12 protein-coding genes are annotated in these 14,244 nt (G+C 49.9%); 7 read left to right on the top strand and 5 right to left on the bottom strand.

Features of this window, described 5'->3' with window-relative positions:
* Positions 1 to 296: 296 nt before the first annotated feature.
* From B076_RS12650 to ggt, 5 genes are all read left to right on the top strand, one after another.
* On the top strand, positions 297 to 2,495 hold the full coding sequence (locus B076_RS12650; RefSeq protein ID WP_051347289.1) for an HAD-IIB family hydrolase: 2,199 nt from the start codon (positions 297 to 299) through the stop codon (positions 2,493 to 2,495).
* Positions 2,492 to 3,349 (top strand): HAD-IIB family hydrolase, encoded by an 858-nt coding sequence (locus B076_RS0109365; RefSeq protein WP_028487079.1) that lies wholly within the window; start codon positions 2,492 to 2,494, stop codon positions 3,347 to 3,349. Before B076_RS12650 ends, B076_RS0109365 begins: the two co-directional genes overlap by 4 nt.
* The gene (locus B076_RS0109360; RefSeq protein ID WP_028487078.1) at positions 3,346 to 4,236 is read left to right on the top strand and encodes a PfkB family carbohydrate kinase; all 891 of its coding nucleotides are present in this window, start codon (positions 3,346 to 3,348) and stop codon (positions 4,234 to 4,236) included. Before B076_RS0109365 ends, B076_RS0109360 begins: the two co-directional genes overlap by 4 nt.
* A 68-nt stretch (positions 4,237 to 4,304) precedes the next feature.
* Positions 4,305 to 6,260 (top strand): alpha-amylase family glycosyl hydrolase, encoded by a 1,956-nt coding sequence (locus B076_RS0109355; protein ID WP_028487077.1) that lies wholly within the window; start codon positions 4,305 to 4,307, stop codon positions 6,258 to 6,260.
* Between the two features lie 167 nt (positions 6,261 to 6,427).
* Positions 6,428 to 8,158, top strand: coding sequence for a gamma-glutamyltransferase (gene ggt / locus B076_RS0109350; RefSeq protein WP_028487076.1), 1,731 nt, complete (start codon positions 6,428 to 6,430; stop codon positions 8,156 to 8,158).
* Positions 8,159 to 8,227: 69 nt separating this feature from the next.
* Here the strand turns inward: ggt and B076_RS13085 are convergent, their stop codons facing one another.
* The 5 genes from B076_RS13085 to B076_RS12640 form a co-directional block, all read right to left on the bottom strand.
* Complete coding sequence (locus B076_RS13085; protein ID WP_051347288.1) at positions 8,228 to 8,521, bottom strand: sll1863 family stress response protein; 294 nt, start codon at positions 8,519 to 8,521, stop codon at positions 8,228 to 8,230.
* A gap of 61 nt (positions 8,522 to 8,582) precedes the next feature.
* The gene (locus B076_RS0109340) at positions 8,583 to 9,209 is read right to left on the bottom strand and encodes a hypothetical protein (protein WP_028487075.1); all 627 of its coding nucleotides are present in this window, start codon (positions 9,207 to 9,209) and stop codon (positions 8,583 to 8,585) included.
* A 330-nt stretch (positions 9,210 to 9,539) separates the two neighbouring features.
* Complete coding sequence (locus B076_RS0109335) at positions 9,540 to 10,427, bottom strand: 3'-5' exonuclease (RefSeq protein ID WP_038150526.1); 888 nt, start codon at positions 10,425 to 10,427, stop codon at positions 9,540 to 9,542.
* A gap of 102 nt (positions 10,428 to 10,529) precedes the next feature.
* Positions 10,530 to 10,925: an HIRAN domain-containing protein gene (locus tag B076_RS0109330; protein WP_028487073.1), complete on the bottom strand. Its 396-nt coding sequence runs from the start codon at positions 10,923 to 10,925 to the stop codon at positions 10,530 to 10,532.
* Positions 10,925 to 11,860, bottom strand: coding sequence for an RluA family pseudouridine synthase (locus tag B076_RS12640; protein WP_051347287.1), 936 nt, complete (start codon positions 11,858 to 11,860; stop codon positions 10,925 to 10,927). Before B076_RS12640 ends, B076_RS0109330 begins: the two co-directional genes overlap by 1 nt.
* Positions 11,861 to 12,097: 237 nt before the next feature.
* Between B076_RS12640 and B076_RS0109320 the strand changes: the two genes are divergently transcribed.
* Entirely contained in the window at positions 12,098 to 13,324 is a 1,227-nt protein-coding gene (locus B076_RS0109320) for an EAL and HDOD domain-containing protein (RefSeq protein WP_169721413.1), read from the top strand.
* A gap of 54 nt (positions 13,325 to 13,378) precedes the next feature.
* The gene (locus B076_RS13080) at positions 13,379 to 14,176 is read left to right on the top strand and encodes a M48 family metallopeptidase (RefSeq protein WP_051347286.1); all 798 of its coding nucleotides are present in this window, start codon (positions 13,379 to 13,381) and stop codon (positions 14,174 to 14,176) included.
* Positions 14,177 to 14,244 lie beyond the last annotated feature (68 nt).

Raw genomic sequence — 14,244 nt, 5'->3', positions numbered from 1 at the left:
TGTCCGTTTCTATCCCTCTTATGACATCGAGCCAGACCGGGTAATGCGAACTGTTTTGGCCTAATGACTTGTATTTTATCCTGTGTTTTGTACAATCAAATCTAAGTTTAAATTAATTCAAATCTAAATTTTGATTATAAAATCAAGCTCTTATACTCTCTAAACCCTTCTGTAAAGCCGCTATGGCAGCGGTGGTAACGCAATTTTGATTAAACCCTGTCCGAAGCGGCCAGGTGAATTTTGATTCATACCGAATTGTGAATGATACTTAACCGTTCAACAAGTTATGCGGAATTATGAGCCAACCAACAGGTCAGACCCACATCGTTTTACTGAATATTCACGGCTTAATCCGTGGCCACAATTTGGAACTTGGGCGGGATGCGGATACCGGTGGCCAAACCCTATATGTGCTGGAATTGGCGCAAGCACTCGCCCGGCATCCTCAAGTCTCCCAGGTTGATTTGATTACCCGTTTGGTGGTCGATGAGCAGGTGTCTGCTGATTATGCCCAACCGATTGAAGTCCTTAATGACAAACTGCGTATTGTGCGCATTGCGGCGGGCCCGGATGAGTACCTGGCCAAAGAAAACTTGTGGGATTATTTGGATGTCTTTGCGGATAACCTCACGCATTTTTTCAGAGGTGAACAAATTTGGCCGGACATCATTCATAGCCACTACGCGGATGGTGGTTATGTCGGTGAACATCTTGCCAATCAACTGGGCATTCCCTTGATTCATACAGGCCACTCTTTGGGGCGTGTCAAACGAGCCCGGCTTCTGGCAAGCGGGCTTAGCTCCCAGGCGATTGACGAACGTTATAATATGTCGCGTCGCATCGAGGCCGAAGAAACGGCCTTGGCGACCGCAGAGAGAGTCATCACCAGTACGCATCAGGAAATAGAAGAACAGTATGAACTCTATGATTATTATCAGCCTGAGCAGATGCGCGTGTTGCCCCCCGGTACCGACCTTCAACAGTTCAAGCCTCCTTCCGGAGAAGAACTACACTCAGCCTTGTTCCATGATTTGGTCAAACATCTGAAACATCCCGATAAACCGATTATCTTGGCGCTTTCCCGGCCGGATGCACGAAAAAATATCACTGCTTTGATTGAAGCGTTTGGGCAATCGGAAGACCTACAGCAGCGGGCTAATCTCGTCATAATTGCAGGAAATCGCGATGATATCGATGAGTTGGAAGAGGGCGCGCAAGAGGTATTCCACGAACTGCTGGTGGCCATTGACCGCTATGATCTGTATGGAAAAGTGGCGCTGCCGAAACATCATCAGCGCGATCAGGTTCCGTTCATTTATCGCATTGCAGCCGCCAGCCATGGCGTTTTTGTCAATCCGGCTCTTACCGAGCCTTTTGGTCTGACTCTGATTGAAGCGGCCGCTTCCGGTTTGCCGATTGTGGCCACCGAGGATGGAGGGCCGCGCGACATCATTGGAAATTGCCACAACGGCCTCCTGATTAACCCTCTGGAACCCGAATCGATCAGTGAAGCCATACTGAGATTGTTGCAGGACGAGGCGTTTGCAGATGAGTGTATCCAAAACGGCTTGCAGGGCGTCAGAGATCACTATTCCTGGGATGCCCATGCTGAACGTTATTTGCAGTTGATTCGACCCATTGCCGAGCGTTCTGAAGTACTGGTTCGCCAACCATTGCAGCGTCGCCATGAACTTTATCGCGACCGAGCCATTGTGACTTGTCTTGACCAGAACCTCATCGGCGATGCTTCCGCCTTGCATAAACTGGTGTCGGCACTGCGCCAGAACCGTAAGAGCACTTTGTTTGTGGTGGCGACCGGACGGCGTTTGGACTCGGCCTTAAAGCTTTTGAAGAACTTTGGATTGCCGGAACCGGATATCCTCATTACCAGCAGCGGCACTGAAATATACTATGCGCCCAAACTCACGGCAGATACAGCATGGGCCCGACATATCGACCATCTTTGGTCGCCACACCAGCTCAGACAGATATTGGACCATTTGCCTGGACTGGAAAAACAGCCTAAACATGAACAGAGTCGTTTTAAACTGAGTTATTACATCAATCCGCAAGTAATCGATGTGGAAGAGGTCAATCGTGTGTTGCACCAGGAGGAGCAATCGGTGCATGTGCAGATGTCGTTTGGCCAATATCTGGATGTGTTGCCGTTGCGTGCCTCCAAGGGCATGGCCTTGAGGTATGTGGCCAACCAGTGGCAAATTCCGTTGGAACGTATTTTTGTCGCAGGGGGCTCGGGTGCCGATGAGGACATGATGCGCGGCAATGCGTTGTCGGCAGTGGTGCAGAACCGCCACGATGAGGAGCTTTCAAGGCTGGTGGATGTGGAGCGTATCTATTTTGCCAAGCAGCCTTTTGAGGCCGGTATATTGGAGGCCTTGGACTATTACGACTTTTTTGACCGCTGTCATGACCCCCGGGAAACAGACAAAGAGCCCACCAGCCAGTTCAATGATTCTGGCGAGGAGGAATTGTGAGCGATTTTAGACTGCTATTATGTACCGATCTGGATCGCACCTTGATACCTAATGGCCATCAGCCGGAATCAGTCAATGCCAGACTTCGTTTTTCCCACTTTTGTCAAAATCCCGAGGTGAGTTTGGTCTATGTGACCGGCCGCCATCAGCAACTCGTTCAGCAAGCGATTGAGGAGTATCAGCTGCCGCAACCGGATTTTGTGATCACCGATGTGGGCACCAAAATCTATCAAGTGGTCGACAAAGACTGGATTGAATTGCCCGACTGGGAAAAGAGGATCAGCACGGATTGGCGGGGCAAAAACCGACAGCAGCTTGAAGCCTATTTGAAAGATATCGATGCACTTGAACGCCAGGAGGAGACCAAGCAAAACACCTATAAACTCAGTTACTACGTCCCCTTGGATGCCGATCATCATGCGCTTATGCAGCAGGTTAGTCGGTGTCTGGAGGCTCAAAATATCGCAGCGAGTTTGGTCTGGAGTGTGGATGAGCCGGCCCAGGTGGGATTGTTGGACATTCTCCCCAGGAGTGCCAGCAAGTTGCATGCGATTGAGTTTTTACAGCATCATCTCGACTTGTCCGACAAGCAACTGTTGTTTGCCGGTGACAGTGGCAATGATTTGCACGTTCTAAGCAGCCACCTACAATCTGTTTTAGTCGCCAATGCCAGCGCAGAGGTTCGAACTCAAGCCAAAATTCTGTCTTCAAGCCAGGGTCATGTCGAGCAGCTTTATCTGGCCGGCGAAAAGAGTAAGGATGACAACGGCAATTATGCCAGCGGAATCTTGCAAGGAGTTTGCCACTTCATGCCTGAGTTTTGCCGTTTAATTGAATCAAGGAAAGCCAAATGAAGAATAACCCGTCTCCGCTCTATATTTTTGGGGAGGTTCTGTTTGACTGCTTTGTCACCGGAGAGCAGGTTTTAGGCGGAGCTCCGTTCAATGTCGCTTGGCATTTGCAGGCGCTGGGTGATCAACCAAAATTAATTTCCCGAGTCGGCGACGATGAGTTGGGCCACGCTATTTTAGCGGCCATGCGCGATTGGCAAATGGACACTTCTCAAGTTCAGGTGGACCCGAAACATTCCACTGGCCGCGTGGAAGTGTTTTTTGAAGACAAGGAACCCGTTTATAAAATCGCTCCAGAGTGCGCTTACGATTTTATCGGTTCCGAATTGATGCACAATTTACCCAAGTCCGGCATTCTTTATCATGGCACTTTGGGGGTCCGTCATAAGGCTTCCAGAAAAGCCCTATCCCAATTGACGCACTATCCGGAATTGGCGATTTTTATGGATGTGAACTTGCGTTCACCTTGGTGGAAGCGATCTGAGGTATACGATTGGCTCAATCAGGCGCGCTGGGTAAAACTCAATGAACATGAACTCAGAGTCCTGGGCTTTGACGAGCCTAATCTAGAACAGGCGATGGCACGTTTTCAATCGCAATTCAAACTCTTGCAGCTCATAGTGACACGGGGTGAACAGGGTGCCATGGTGAGAACTCAGTCGGGTCGAATTCACCAAATCAAGCCCCAGAAAAATCATGATTTTGTCGATGCCGTGGGGGCGGGGGATGCCTTCACTGCGGTGTATATCCACGGTTTGAGGTCGGGTTGGTCGATTGAAGATACCCTGACAAAAGCGCAGGAGTTTGCCAGCAAGGTGGTGGGCTTGCGTGGCGCGATCTCACGCAGTCCGGAATTCTATCGGGCATTCGCACAAAGCCTTGAGGTCTAAGTGTTTGGTTGTCGAACACACCTCAAAAATAAAAAAATAAGAGATTCATTCCTGAAAGGCATAGATTGATGTACGAACAGATTTCACATTCACTCTTAAACGATATTTTAAACCGTATTAAACCCGAGTTTTATGAGGAGGATTTGCGCCACTTCTACACGCGTTTAGGAGCGAATTTCTATGCCATTCACTCCCTGCTGATGAAACTTTATGGTGAGCGTGATGATTTTGAACAACACGCCCAGCACTTGGTGGAGATCATGGCTCGCCAATACCTTAACCGCCCTAAGGCACTGAAACAGAAAGATTTGGAGCGAGAAAAAGATTACAACTGGTTTCTGAGTCAGAAGTGGGTTGGCATGGCGCTCTACAGCAATGGTTTTGCCGATGACCTCAATGGCGTAACAGAGCATTTGAATTATTTCAGTGAATTGGGCATCAATTTGGTACACATCATGCCGATTATGCGCTGCCCGGAAGGCCACAGTGACGGCGGTTATGCGGTCAGCGATTTCCGTGAAGTCGATAGCCGCGTCGGCAGTCTGCAGGATGTGCAGGCGCTGTCTTCCGAAATGCGTCAGCGTGATATTCTATTGGCGTTGGACGTGGTGCTGAACCACACCTCAAACGAGCATGAATGGGCACAACGGGCTCGCTCCGGCGACCCGGTTTACCAAAATTACTATTACACCTTTGAAAACCGCACGGTTCCCGACATGTTTGAGCAGAGCATGCCTGAAATCTTTCCGCAAACCTCGCCCGGAAATTTCACTTGGGATGAGGAGATGGGACGCTGGGTGATGACCGTATTCAATGATTATCAGTGGGATTTGAATTACAGTAATCCGGCGGTGCTGATTGAAATGTTGGATGTCATTTTGTTCTGGGCCAATCAGGGAGCCGATATTCTGAGGCTGGATGCGGTGGCCTTCTTGTGGAAAAAACTGGGCAGCACCTGTCAGAATGAACGTGAAGCGCATCTTATTCTACAACTGCTCAAAGACTGTTGTCAGGTTACCGCACCGGGCACCTTGTTCATTGCCGAAGCGATTGTGGCTCCGGTGGAGGTCATTAAATATTTCGGTGAAGATGCGGTCATCGCCAAAGAGTGTGAGATTGCCTATAACGCCACCTATATGGCGCTGCTTTGGGATGCGGTGGCCACTAAAAACGCCAAACTGCTCAATCAGGGAATTAAAAGCCTGCCGGTCAAATTGGAGCGCGCCACCTGGTTGAATTACATCCGCTGCCATGACGACATCGGTTTTGGCTTTGACGACAGCGATATTGTTCAAGCGGGTTATGAACCCTACAAACATCGTCGATTCCTGATCGACTATTTTACCGGGCAGTTTGATGACTCTCATGCACGCGGTGTGCCCTTTGGTGAGAACGATAAAACCGGAGATGCGCGGGTGTCCGGCTCTTTGGCTTCACTGGTAGGATTGCAATACGCGATCTATTCAGGCGACCAGGAGGCGATTGAAAGTGCCGTCAAACAGATTTTACTGCTGCATGGCATGATTCTTTCGTTTGGCGGCATTCCTTTGCTGTATTACGGCGATGAAATCGGTACCCTCAATGACGATTCCTACCTGGACGACCCGCATAAAATGGACGATTCGCGTTGGGTGCACCGTCCCTATATCAATTGGGAGAAGGCGGCGCGTCGAAATGAATCGGGCACGCCGGAATACCTGATTTTCAGCGCTTTGAAACGCATGATTTCGGTTCACAAGGAAATTGACGTCTTTGCCGATTTCAATAACCGGGAACTGATTGAGGTCGACAACCCGCACCTGTTTGTGTTCGGTCGTTATAACCTGCACCGTCAAGGTGAGGAGGTGTTGGTGGTGGCCAATTTTGATGCCAAGCCGCAACAGCTTAATCTCGAGGATGTGGGTACCTGGGCGCGTCCTCAGTATGGCCAGTACATTGATTTGTACAGTGGGCAAACCCCAGAAGTTTTCAAAGACACCTTGGTCATTCCAGGCTTTGGCTTTTACTGGTTGAGTGGAACCTAACAGATCGGAGTTTTTAACCCTTTCAGAAGCAACAGGGTCTGATCATGGACGAAAACCGGTCGTTACGGTATCCTTAAAAGACGCGTTTAATGGTCTGCAAAACCAGCAGGCCTGTCTGATTCAGGCATCTGCCTGATGTCTTTCCTTTGTGAATCTGGATATTATTTATGTTAAAAAAATCGTTCCTCTCCTTGCTGGCGCTGTTTGCTCTGTTGATTTCATTGTCGGTTTCGGCCAGGCCGGCAGCGGTGGCTATGCCAGACCGATACAGTGCAGAGGTGGCGCAATCCATTATGCAACAAGGGGGCAATGCCGTGGATGCGGCGGTGGCCGCCGGCTTTGTCTTGGCGGTGACTTATCCGGAGGCCGGAAACCTTGGCGGTGGCGGATTCATGACGCTTTACACCAGGCCTGCCAATTCTCAAAAAGGCGATATTACTCCCCAAACTTACTTTTTGGATTACCGTGAAAAAGCGCCTAAAGCGGCGCATCGCGATATGTACCTGGACAAAGAGGGCAAGGTGATTCCATACCGCTCTTTGGTCGGGTATCAGGCTTCCGGTGTGCCGGGAACCGTGATGGGTTTCTGGCAGGTGCATCAGTCTTTCGGCTCCTTGCCATGGCGGACCTTAATGCAGCCTGCGATTGACCTGGCCGAGCAAGGTTTTGAGGTTTCAGAGCATCTGCAAAACACGGCCCAGTGGTTTCAAAACTGGATTGCCGATAAATCGCCCACGCCGCTTAATTTCACGCACTATTTTGGCAAGCTGACGGCCGGGAAAGTCTTCAAGCAACCCGAACTCGGAAAAACCTTAAGACGTATTGCCGAGTTAGGGCCGCAAGATTTTTATCAAGGGGAAACCGCGCGGAAACTGGTGGCGGAAATGCAGGCAAATGAAGGGTTGATTACCCTGGATGACCTGAAATCCTACCAAGCCGTTTGGCGTGACCCGGTGATGGGACACTGGCAGGGGCGCCAGATTGTGTCCGCACCGCCGCCAAGTTCCGGTGGTGTCGCCATTGTGCAGTTGTTGAAGATGAAACAACACTTGCAGGGCAAACTGAATGCCGCCTTAAAACAGGCCGAAAAAGACGGCGTGCCGCAACAGGCGGTGAAAACGCATTTTTATGCCGAGTTGGAAAAGCGCGTTTACGCCGACCGCGCTTTTTATCTGGGGGATTCGGATTTTGTCGAGGTGCCGGTGGCCAAGTTGATTTCCGATACCTATCTCAAAGAACGTAGCACAACGGTGTTGCTGGACGAAATCTCGGTTTCTGAAGAGATTCATCCCGGCAAACTCGAATCACCGGAAACCACGCATTTTTCCATTATCGACTCCGAGGGCAATGCGGTTTCCAACACCTATACTTTAAATATGCCGTTCGGCAGTGGCGTGGTGATTCCGGGAGCCGGTTTCCTCATGAATGACGAAATGGACGATTTCAGCACCAAACCCGGTGTGGCCAATGTGTTTGGTGTGGTGGGCGGCAAAGCCAATGAAGTGGCACCCGAAAAACGCATGCTCTCGTCCATGTCGCCGACCATTGTGCTGAAAGACGGAGAAGTCGAAATGGTGGTGGGCACGCCGGGCGGTTCAACCATCATCACCAGTGTATTTCAGACAATAATCAATGTGGTGGATGAAGGCTTGAGTGCTCAGCAGGCGGTGGATGCGCCTCGAGTTCACCATCAACTCTTGCCCAAAGATCAGATCGCCTATCATCCGGATTTGCCGGAAGCGGTCAAAGAGGAATTGCAAGCGCTGGGCTATACCCTGAAACGCAATAACTACATGGGAGACGTTCAAGTGATTTTAAGGCAGGACGGAGAGCTCAGTGCAGCGGCTGACAGACGCGGACGCGGGCTTGCCAAGGTGTTTGAAATCTCAACACCCTGAACCACCCCCCGGCCGGACAAAGTGCACTGCCCAGGCCGTTAAAGACTGGATGATTGAACCCAGACAGCCTTAGTCTGAAGAAGATTTATGGAAGAACTTTTTGAACGCCGCCCCGATGTCATCTGCGAGCACTTCAAAACGTTCCGACCAGTCTTCCAACTTGGCGCCGGCTTCGTCGCTGATTTCATTAAATTCGGCTTTGGCGGCATCCAGCTTGGTTTCCAGATGGTCAATCTGTTCGTTGAGTTCCAGTTTCAATTCCGCCGCTTCATATTGAGCTTTGGCTTTGAGTTCAGCCAGTTGCGCCTCGTACTCTTCAATTTTTGCCTCGGCCATCGCTCGATATTCGTCTTTCTTGCTCATGGTGTCACCTCTCACAAAGTAACCAGGCCTGCCGGTTTTAGGCAGGCTGGCGAAGATTTAATTATTGGTGCATCATCTTTTGGCGCAGTTCCATAAAACGTTTGGATTGGGTCTGCATCTGTTGAATCAGCTTGGGGGTTTGCGGATCGATTTGTGTCATTTTCGCTTCCACATCGGCTTTTAAGGCGTTAGCTTGTTTCTGAACTTCCGGGTCTTGAAAGGCTTTTTGTTGGCGTTGTTGGAACTGCGCTTCACGTTTGCGGAAAGCGCCGATCTGATCCTGTGTCGGTTTGTTTTTCTGGTAGTCGGCCATCATCGTTTGCAAAGCGTTCAGTTCCTTTTTGGCGTCATACTCCTTGTCCGACATTTTTTCGAATATGGTTGCCTGCAACTGGTCGCGCTTTTGCGTCAGTTCCGGTGTGTCCGCAAAGGCTTTCTGTTCGGTTTTTTGTAAGGTCTGTTGCGTCGTCTGCATTTGTTGTTGCAGGCTACGTAGTTCCATGATGGCGTTTTTCTGCTCAGTCGTCATTTCCGGTTGCGCCATTTGGCCGTGTGACATTTGTCCTTGAGGAGCCGGTCCGGCATTCTGCGTCCCTTGAACTTCGGCAAATACCGTCGTGGAAGCGCTAAATGAAAGAATTAAAGCCGATAAGGCGGCCTGGGATGCACGGGTGAAACGAAATTTCATGGAATCTCCTAGTCTGTATGGAGAGGAAGTGCAAATCAAGACCCGTTTGCGAAGTCTTTGAAAGGTTGCTTTTGCCGTATTTTGCAACAAGCGGGTGCACAGGCCTCAAATCAATTGAAACAAAACTCAATTTGTCACGGTAACAAAACCCGGCAGGGAAAACAATAAAACACTCTGACAATACCCTGAACCGGTTTTGAAAAGATCAAAAAAACCATGTTTTCTTGGCGATTGCACTTTTATTGAAATCAGCAGGCCTGTTCAAACAAAACCGCAAACCTGAGTCAGCAGGTTTGGGTATTGTCGACTAACAAGAGTTCACCTCGGCTTTTATCGGGCGCGCACCGAGAAGCTATCGGTGGCTTTAAGTTTGGTGACGTTCGGATTCGGGGTATTGTGTTCGATCAGCCAGGCGAGTTCGTCTTGCAAGTCGGAATCGTCGATGACTTTTTGCCAGACGCGTTCGCTGACATTCCAGCGATAGCCTCGGCTGCGCAAAGCGTCTTTGACGTCGAAGGGCGCGCCGGTGGCTTTGATTAACGATTTACTCACACGAACCGCTTTGAGTAAAAAGTGAAACGCCGGTTTTTGCGGTTCGGAAATCGGCATCGACAGCAATTGGGTCAGGGCTTGAACATCGTCCAAAGCACGGTGTGCGCCGTAGAAGAACTGGCCGATTTTCCAACATAAAAATTCCTGACTGCGTGAGCCGACATCGGCCAGATTCAGCCAGTCGATCTGTGCCACCGAACAACCCCAGATTTTATTTACAAAGGTGTCACTGTAACGTTCCACTACCGGACGATCGAATGAGGCGTTGTGCGCCACGCACAGTTGCACGTCAGCCAGTTCCTGCTCCACTTGTTGCCATGGAATGCTGTGGCCCTTGACGTCTTCGAGTGTCAGCCCGGTCACTTGCGTAACTTCCGGGGTGATTTCCCCCTCCGGTTCGTTGAGGAAGTTCTGTGCCGACAAAACACGGTAGAAATTTCCTTCGGAATCGAACTCGACAATCTGGTAACCCAGTTCGATGATTTCGCAAACGTCGGTATCCAGTCCGGTGGTTTCGGTGTCGATGATGCATACCTTATGTGTGGGTACGGACGGATTGGGTGTTTGAAATTGGTTAAGCGGCTTGAGTTTGCGCAATACCTGGTAGTTCTCGGACTGTTGCAGTTGCTGGATGCATTGTTCCAGGCTGGGCGAGTTTGAGTTCATGGCGGCCTCAATTTGAAAGTGGCGGATTGCAACCAAAAAGGTCGGTTGAAATGCAGATTTTAACAGAGCCGGGGCTCTTCGGCTATGCGAATGCGTTGGCTGCTAATGGTGTTTGAAGCGATACTGTTGTCGGATCCAGAAGGCCAGCCACTTGAAGTGCAGCCGTTGTAGCCAGTTGAGTTTCATAGACAATTGGCATTCCAGACGGAACAGCTTGCCTTTGGCGACCGATTTGTGAAGGGTTAATCGATACTCCGGGTTTTGCTGTTCAAGTAAGGGTTGCCAGTATAAAGCCAGTTGGCGCGGGACATAGCCTAACAGGTAACGGAGATCGTGGCCGTAATTGACCCAGATCTGAATGGCGTTTGGATCGTGCGGGTTGTCGCTTTCGATCTTGAATTCCAAAGGATAACCTACGTTTAGCAGCCCCATTTGGAATGCCTTGTCGGCTTCATGGTAGTAGGTGCCTTTGATGGGGAAGAGGATTTGGTTCAGCATCACAACTCCCTCGCGGTGGGGGGAATAGGGGGCGAAATTTCGTGGGACACGGGTTCAATAAGATCGAGAAGGTCGAGTTCATTGTCCGGTAACTCGATCGAAAGTCGCTCTTGGTTCAGAGGGCAGGTGAACTCCAATCGATAAGCGGTCAGTTGCAGATCGGGTCGATGGCCGGGATTAAGCCTGGAGTCCTGGGCTTCACTGCCGTATAAACGGTCGCCAACAATGTAAAAGCCAACTGCGGAAAGGTGTTTGCGAATTTGATGTTTGCGCCCGCTTTCAATCGTGATCCCCACCTGTGACACATCGCGCTGACTTTCATACTGCAGCAACTCGACCCGGGTCACGGCGGGTTTGCCGTCAATCGGCGTTTGATAGGTTTGTCTTTCGACTGGAAACTTGCCGTGCACAATGGCTTGATAGGATTTTTCGATTTGGTGTCTGGCAAACATTTGCGTCAGCGTTTGCGCCATTTTTTTGCTGTGCGCCAGAAGTTGCAGGCCTGCTGTGGCCCGGTCAAGACGGTGCACAATCCAGGCCTGCCGGTTTGCTGTTTCATTCTCGGCTTGAAAATTCATCTCCACCCAGCGGTACAAAGCGCTGTGATCTGCCCATTTCGAGCCCTGTGACAGCATCCCCCTGGGTTTGAACCAGACGCTGTATTGTTGTTTGTCCAGCATTAATCTGGGCTGAGGCGGTACTTCCTGCAAGACTTTTGGATTGTAGTAAAGCTCAATGCTGTCGCCTTTGGACAACTTCTTTTTTACCCGGCGCAAACGTGCCGGTTTGCGCTGTCCTTGAGTGAGCCAGACCGCTCCCTTGCTGAAACAACTTTTCAGTTCACTTTTGGTAAGAGGACAAGCCTGGCTAAGCGCATCCAAAGCGGTTTCTTGGTCGGTTTCGACTTGATGGACAAAGTGTTGAGGTTGAGACATAAAAAGAGTTGATAAAACCTAAGGGAAATTAGGGTTTATTCTATGCTAAAGGTGGGCATATTTGGCGCTAAATTGGGTCTTAAATAAAATGTTCTTATATGGGTTTTCCTTTTGCCTGGAAGCCCTATAATGACACTTATTGATTTTGTAAAGTTCGTGATTTCTCGTAGGCTTTAAAGAGATCAGGTTCGGCATAGCCCCGTAAGAGGGTCGATGGATAATAGTTTGGAAAGAAATATGCATCACAATTTGTTATTGAACAAACAGCCTGTTTTAGACGCCACCCAGACTTTGTTTGCCTATCAGCTCAGTGTTGAGCCGATCAAAGGAGTTTCCTTGTTGCCCGGTGAGTGGCATGATGAGATTCAATCTTTGTGGGCGGGCGTTGAAGAAAATATCGGATTTGCAGATCTGACTGCCGGCAAGCCGGTGTTTTACCAAGCGCCAATCGAGGCGCTCAAGCTTGAACTTTTACCTAAAATCGAACCGCTTTCACGTTTGGTGGTTGAGGTGGATATTAGTCTGCTTAATAACAAGGCCGCGCTTCAGGCGGTTCGCGAGATGATTCAGGCGGGCGTGCAAATTGCCGCTCAAAACTATACACCCAATGTCGAGCATGAGAAATTGCTTTCCATCGCGAGGTTGGTGAAGGTGAATGCTTCTGATTTGGAAAATTTGGACCTGCAGCGCCTGATCAATGAGATGAGTGAGAAGAACGTCCGTGTTGTGGTGACGGGCGTGGACACTGAAGAGGCTTATCAGCAATTCAAAGAGCGCGGTGCCATCTATTTTCAGGGGTATTTTTTTACCAACCCGATTATCTCCACCCACAAGGAGCCCGCGGCCAATAAATTGGCCATGCTTAAACTTTTGGCCGAGGTCAATGATCCGGAGGTCTCGTTTGAACGTTTGACCGAAACCATCGGGTCGGATGTGGGCTTGACCCATCGACTGCTTACCGCCATCAACCACCCCAAAAACAACCTGTCTCATGTGGTGGAAAGCCTGAAAGAAGCGGTCACCATGATGGGACTCAAGCGTCTCAAGTTCTGGGTCAATATGCTGATGCTTTCGGATACCGACGATGTGCCGCTGGAGTTATTGGTGGTGGCATTGGTGCGTGCCAAGTTTCTGGAAAATGTTGCCCAGGCAATCGGCCAGTTTGACGATAAGGACCGGTTTTTCATGGTCGGTTTGTTTTCGACCCTGAACGCCTTTTTGAAAACACCCATGGTGGATATCGTCGATGAGCTGCCCTTGTCTGAACAGGTTAAACAGGCCTTGGTCGAGCATCAGGGAATGATGGGCAAGGCGTTGTTTTTGGTGCGTGCGCTGGAGCAGGGCAATACGCAATTGGTGATGGCCGGTTTTGAAGGCATGGATATCATGGCGCTGTCCAGCAACTATATGAATGCCAATGGTTGGGCGCAAAACACCTTGGCCAGCCTCAAAAGTGCAGCTTAAAAGGCCTATTTCATTTGATGCTCTTTATTCCGCATTCAGAGATTGAGATCGACAGTGTTTGACCGATCTGCTGCCGCTTCGAGTATTACCATAGGCGGGCAGGTTCTGCCCATCGTCAAGAGTGCACGCAAGAAGTCGATTGCACTGAAAAGCCAAGCCGCCGGGGTGGAGTTGCATGTTCCCAGGCATCTTTCGGATCGGGCGTTGACTAACCTGCTTAAGCAGAATGCGACCTGGATTGAGAAAAAAGTCGGCAGCATGAACGCTCGGGTTCCGCCAGCTTTTGAGTGCAGTGATGGAAACACCATCTGGGTTGAGGGGCAGGCGTGCAGTTTGCGGCTGAATAGTTTGCCTCATGCAACTGCAAAGACCCGGTTGCAGTGTGAGCTTCAGGGATCCGATTTTATGGTTTATGGGTGGCCTGCGGACAAGAGTGATTCAAAACAAACAGGCCTGTCTGATTATGCTGACGATAAATCGAAACAGCGAGTCCGCCAAGCGATACAAGCTTGGTTCGTATCCCATGCCCGGCTTTATTTTGATGCCCGCCTGCCATATTTTGCCAAACAAATCGGAGTCTCCTATGCCAGTATTGCGGTTAAGACCTATAAGGCGCGCTGGGGCAGTTGTTATACCGACGGACGCATCCAGTTCAATTGGAAATTGCTGCAAGCGCCGACCTGGGTGGTGGATTATGTGATTGTGCATGAACTTTGCCATCTTGTGCATGCCAATCATTCGCCCGCTTTTTGGCAGCTTGTTAATCATCATTATCCCCACACCCCGCAAGCTAAACGTTGGCTTAAGCAAGAGGGGGCAGGGCTGATTCATTTTCTCAATGAGATAAAATAGACTCTTTTGAGTCGCAAGCGTTTCTTTCCCGAAAAGATATTCATGCAGTTATGTGATGTTTATCGAAT

This window comes from Thiomicrorhabdus chilensis DSM 12352, assembly GCF_000483485.1.
GTDB classification, from domain to species: domain Bacteria; phylum Pseudomonadota; class Gammaproteobacteria; order Thiomicrospirales; family Thiomicrospiraceae; genus Thiomicrorhabdus; species Thiomicrorhabdus chilensis.
The sequence above is the reverse complement of the archived record's forward strand: the minus strand, read 5'-3'. Positions and strand labels throughout refer to the sequence as shown.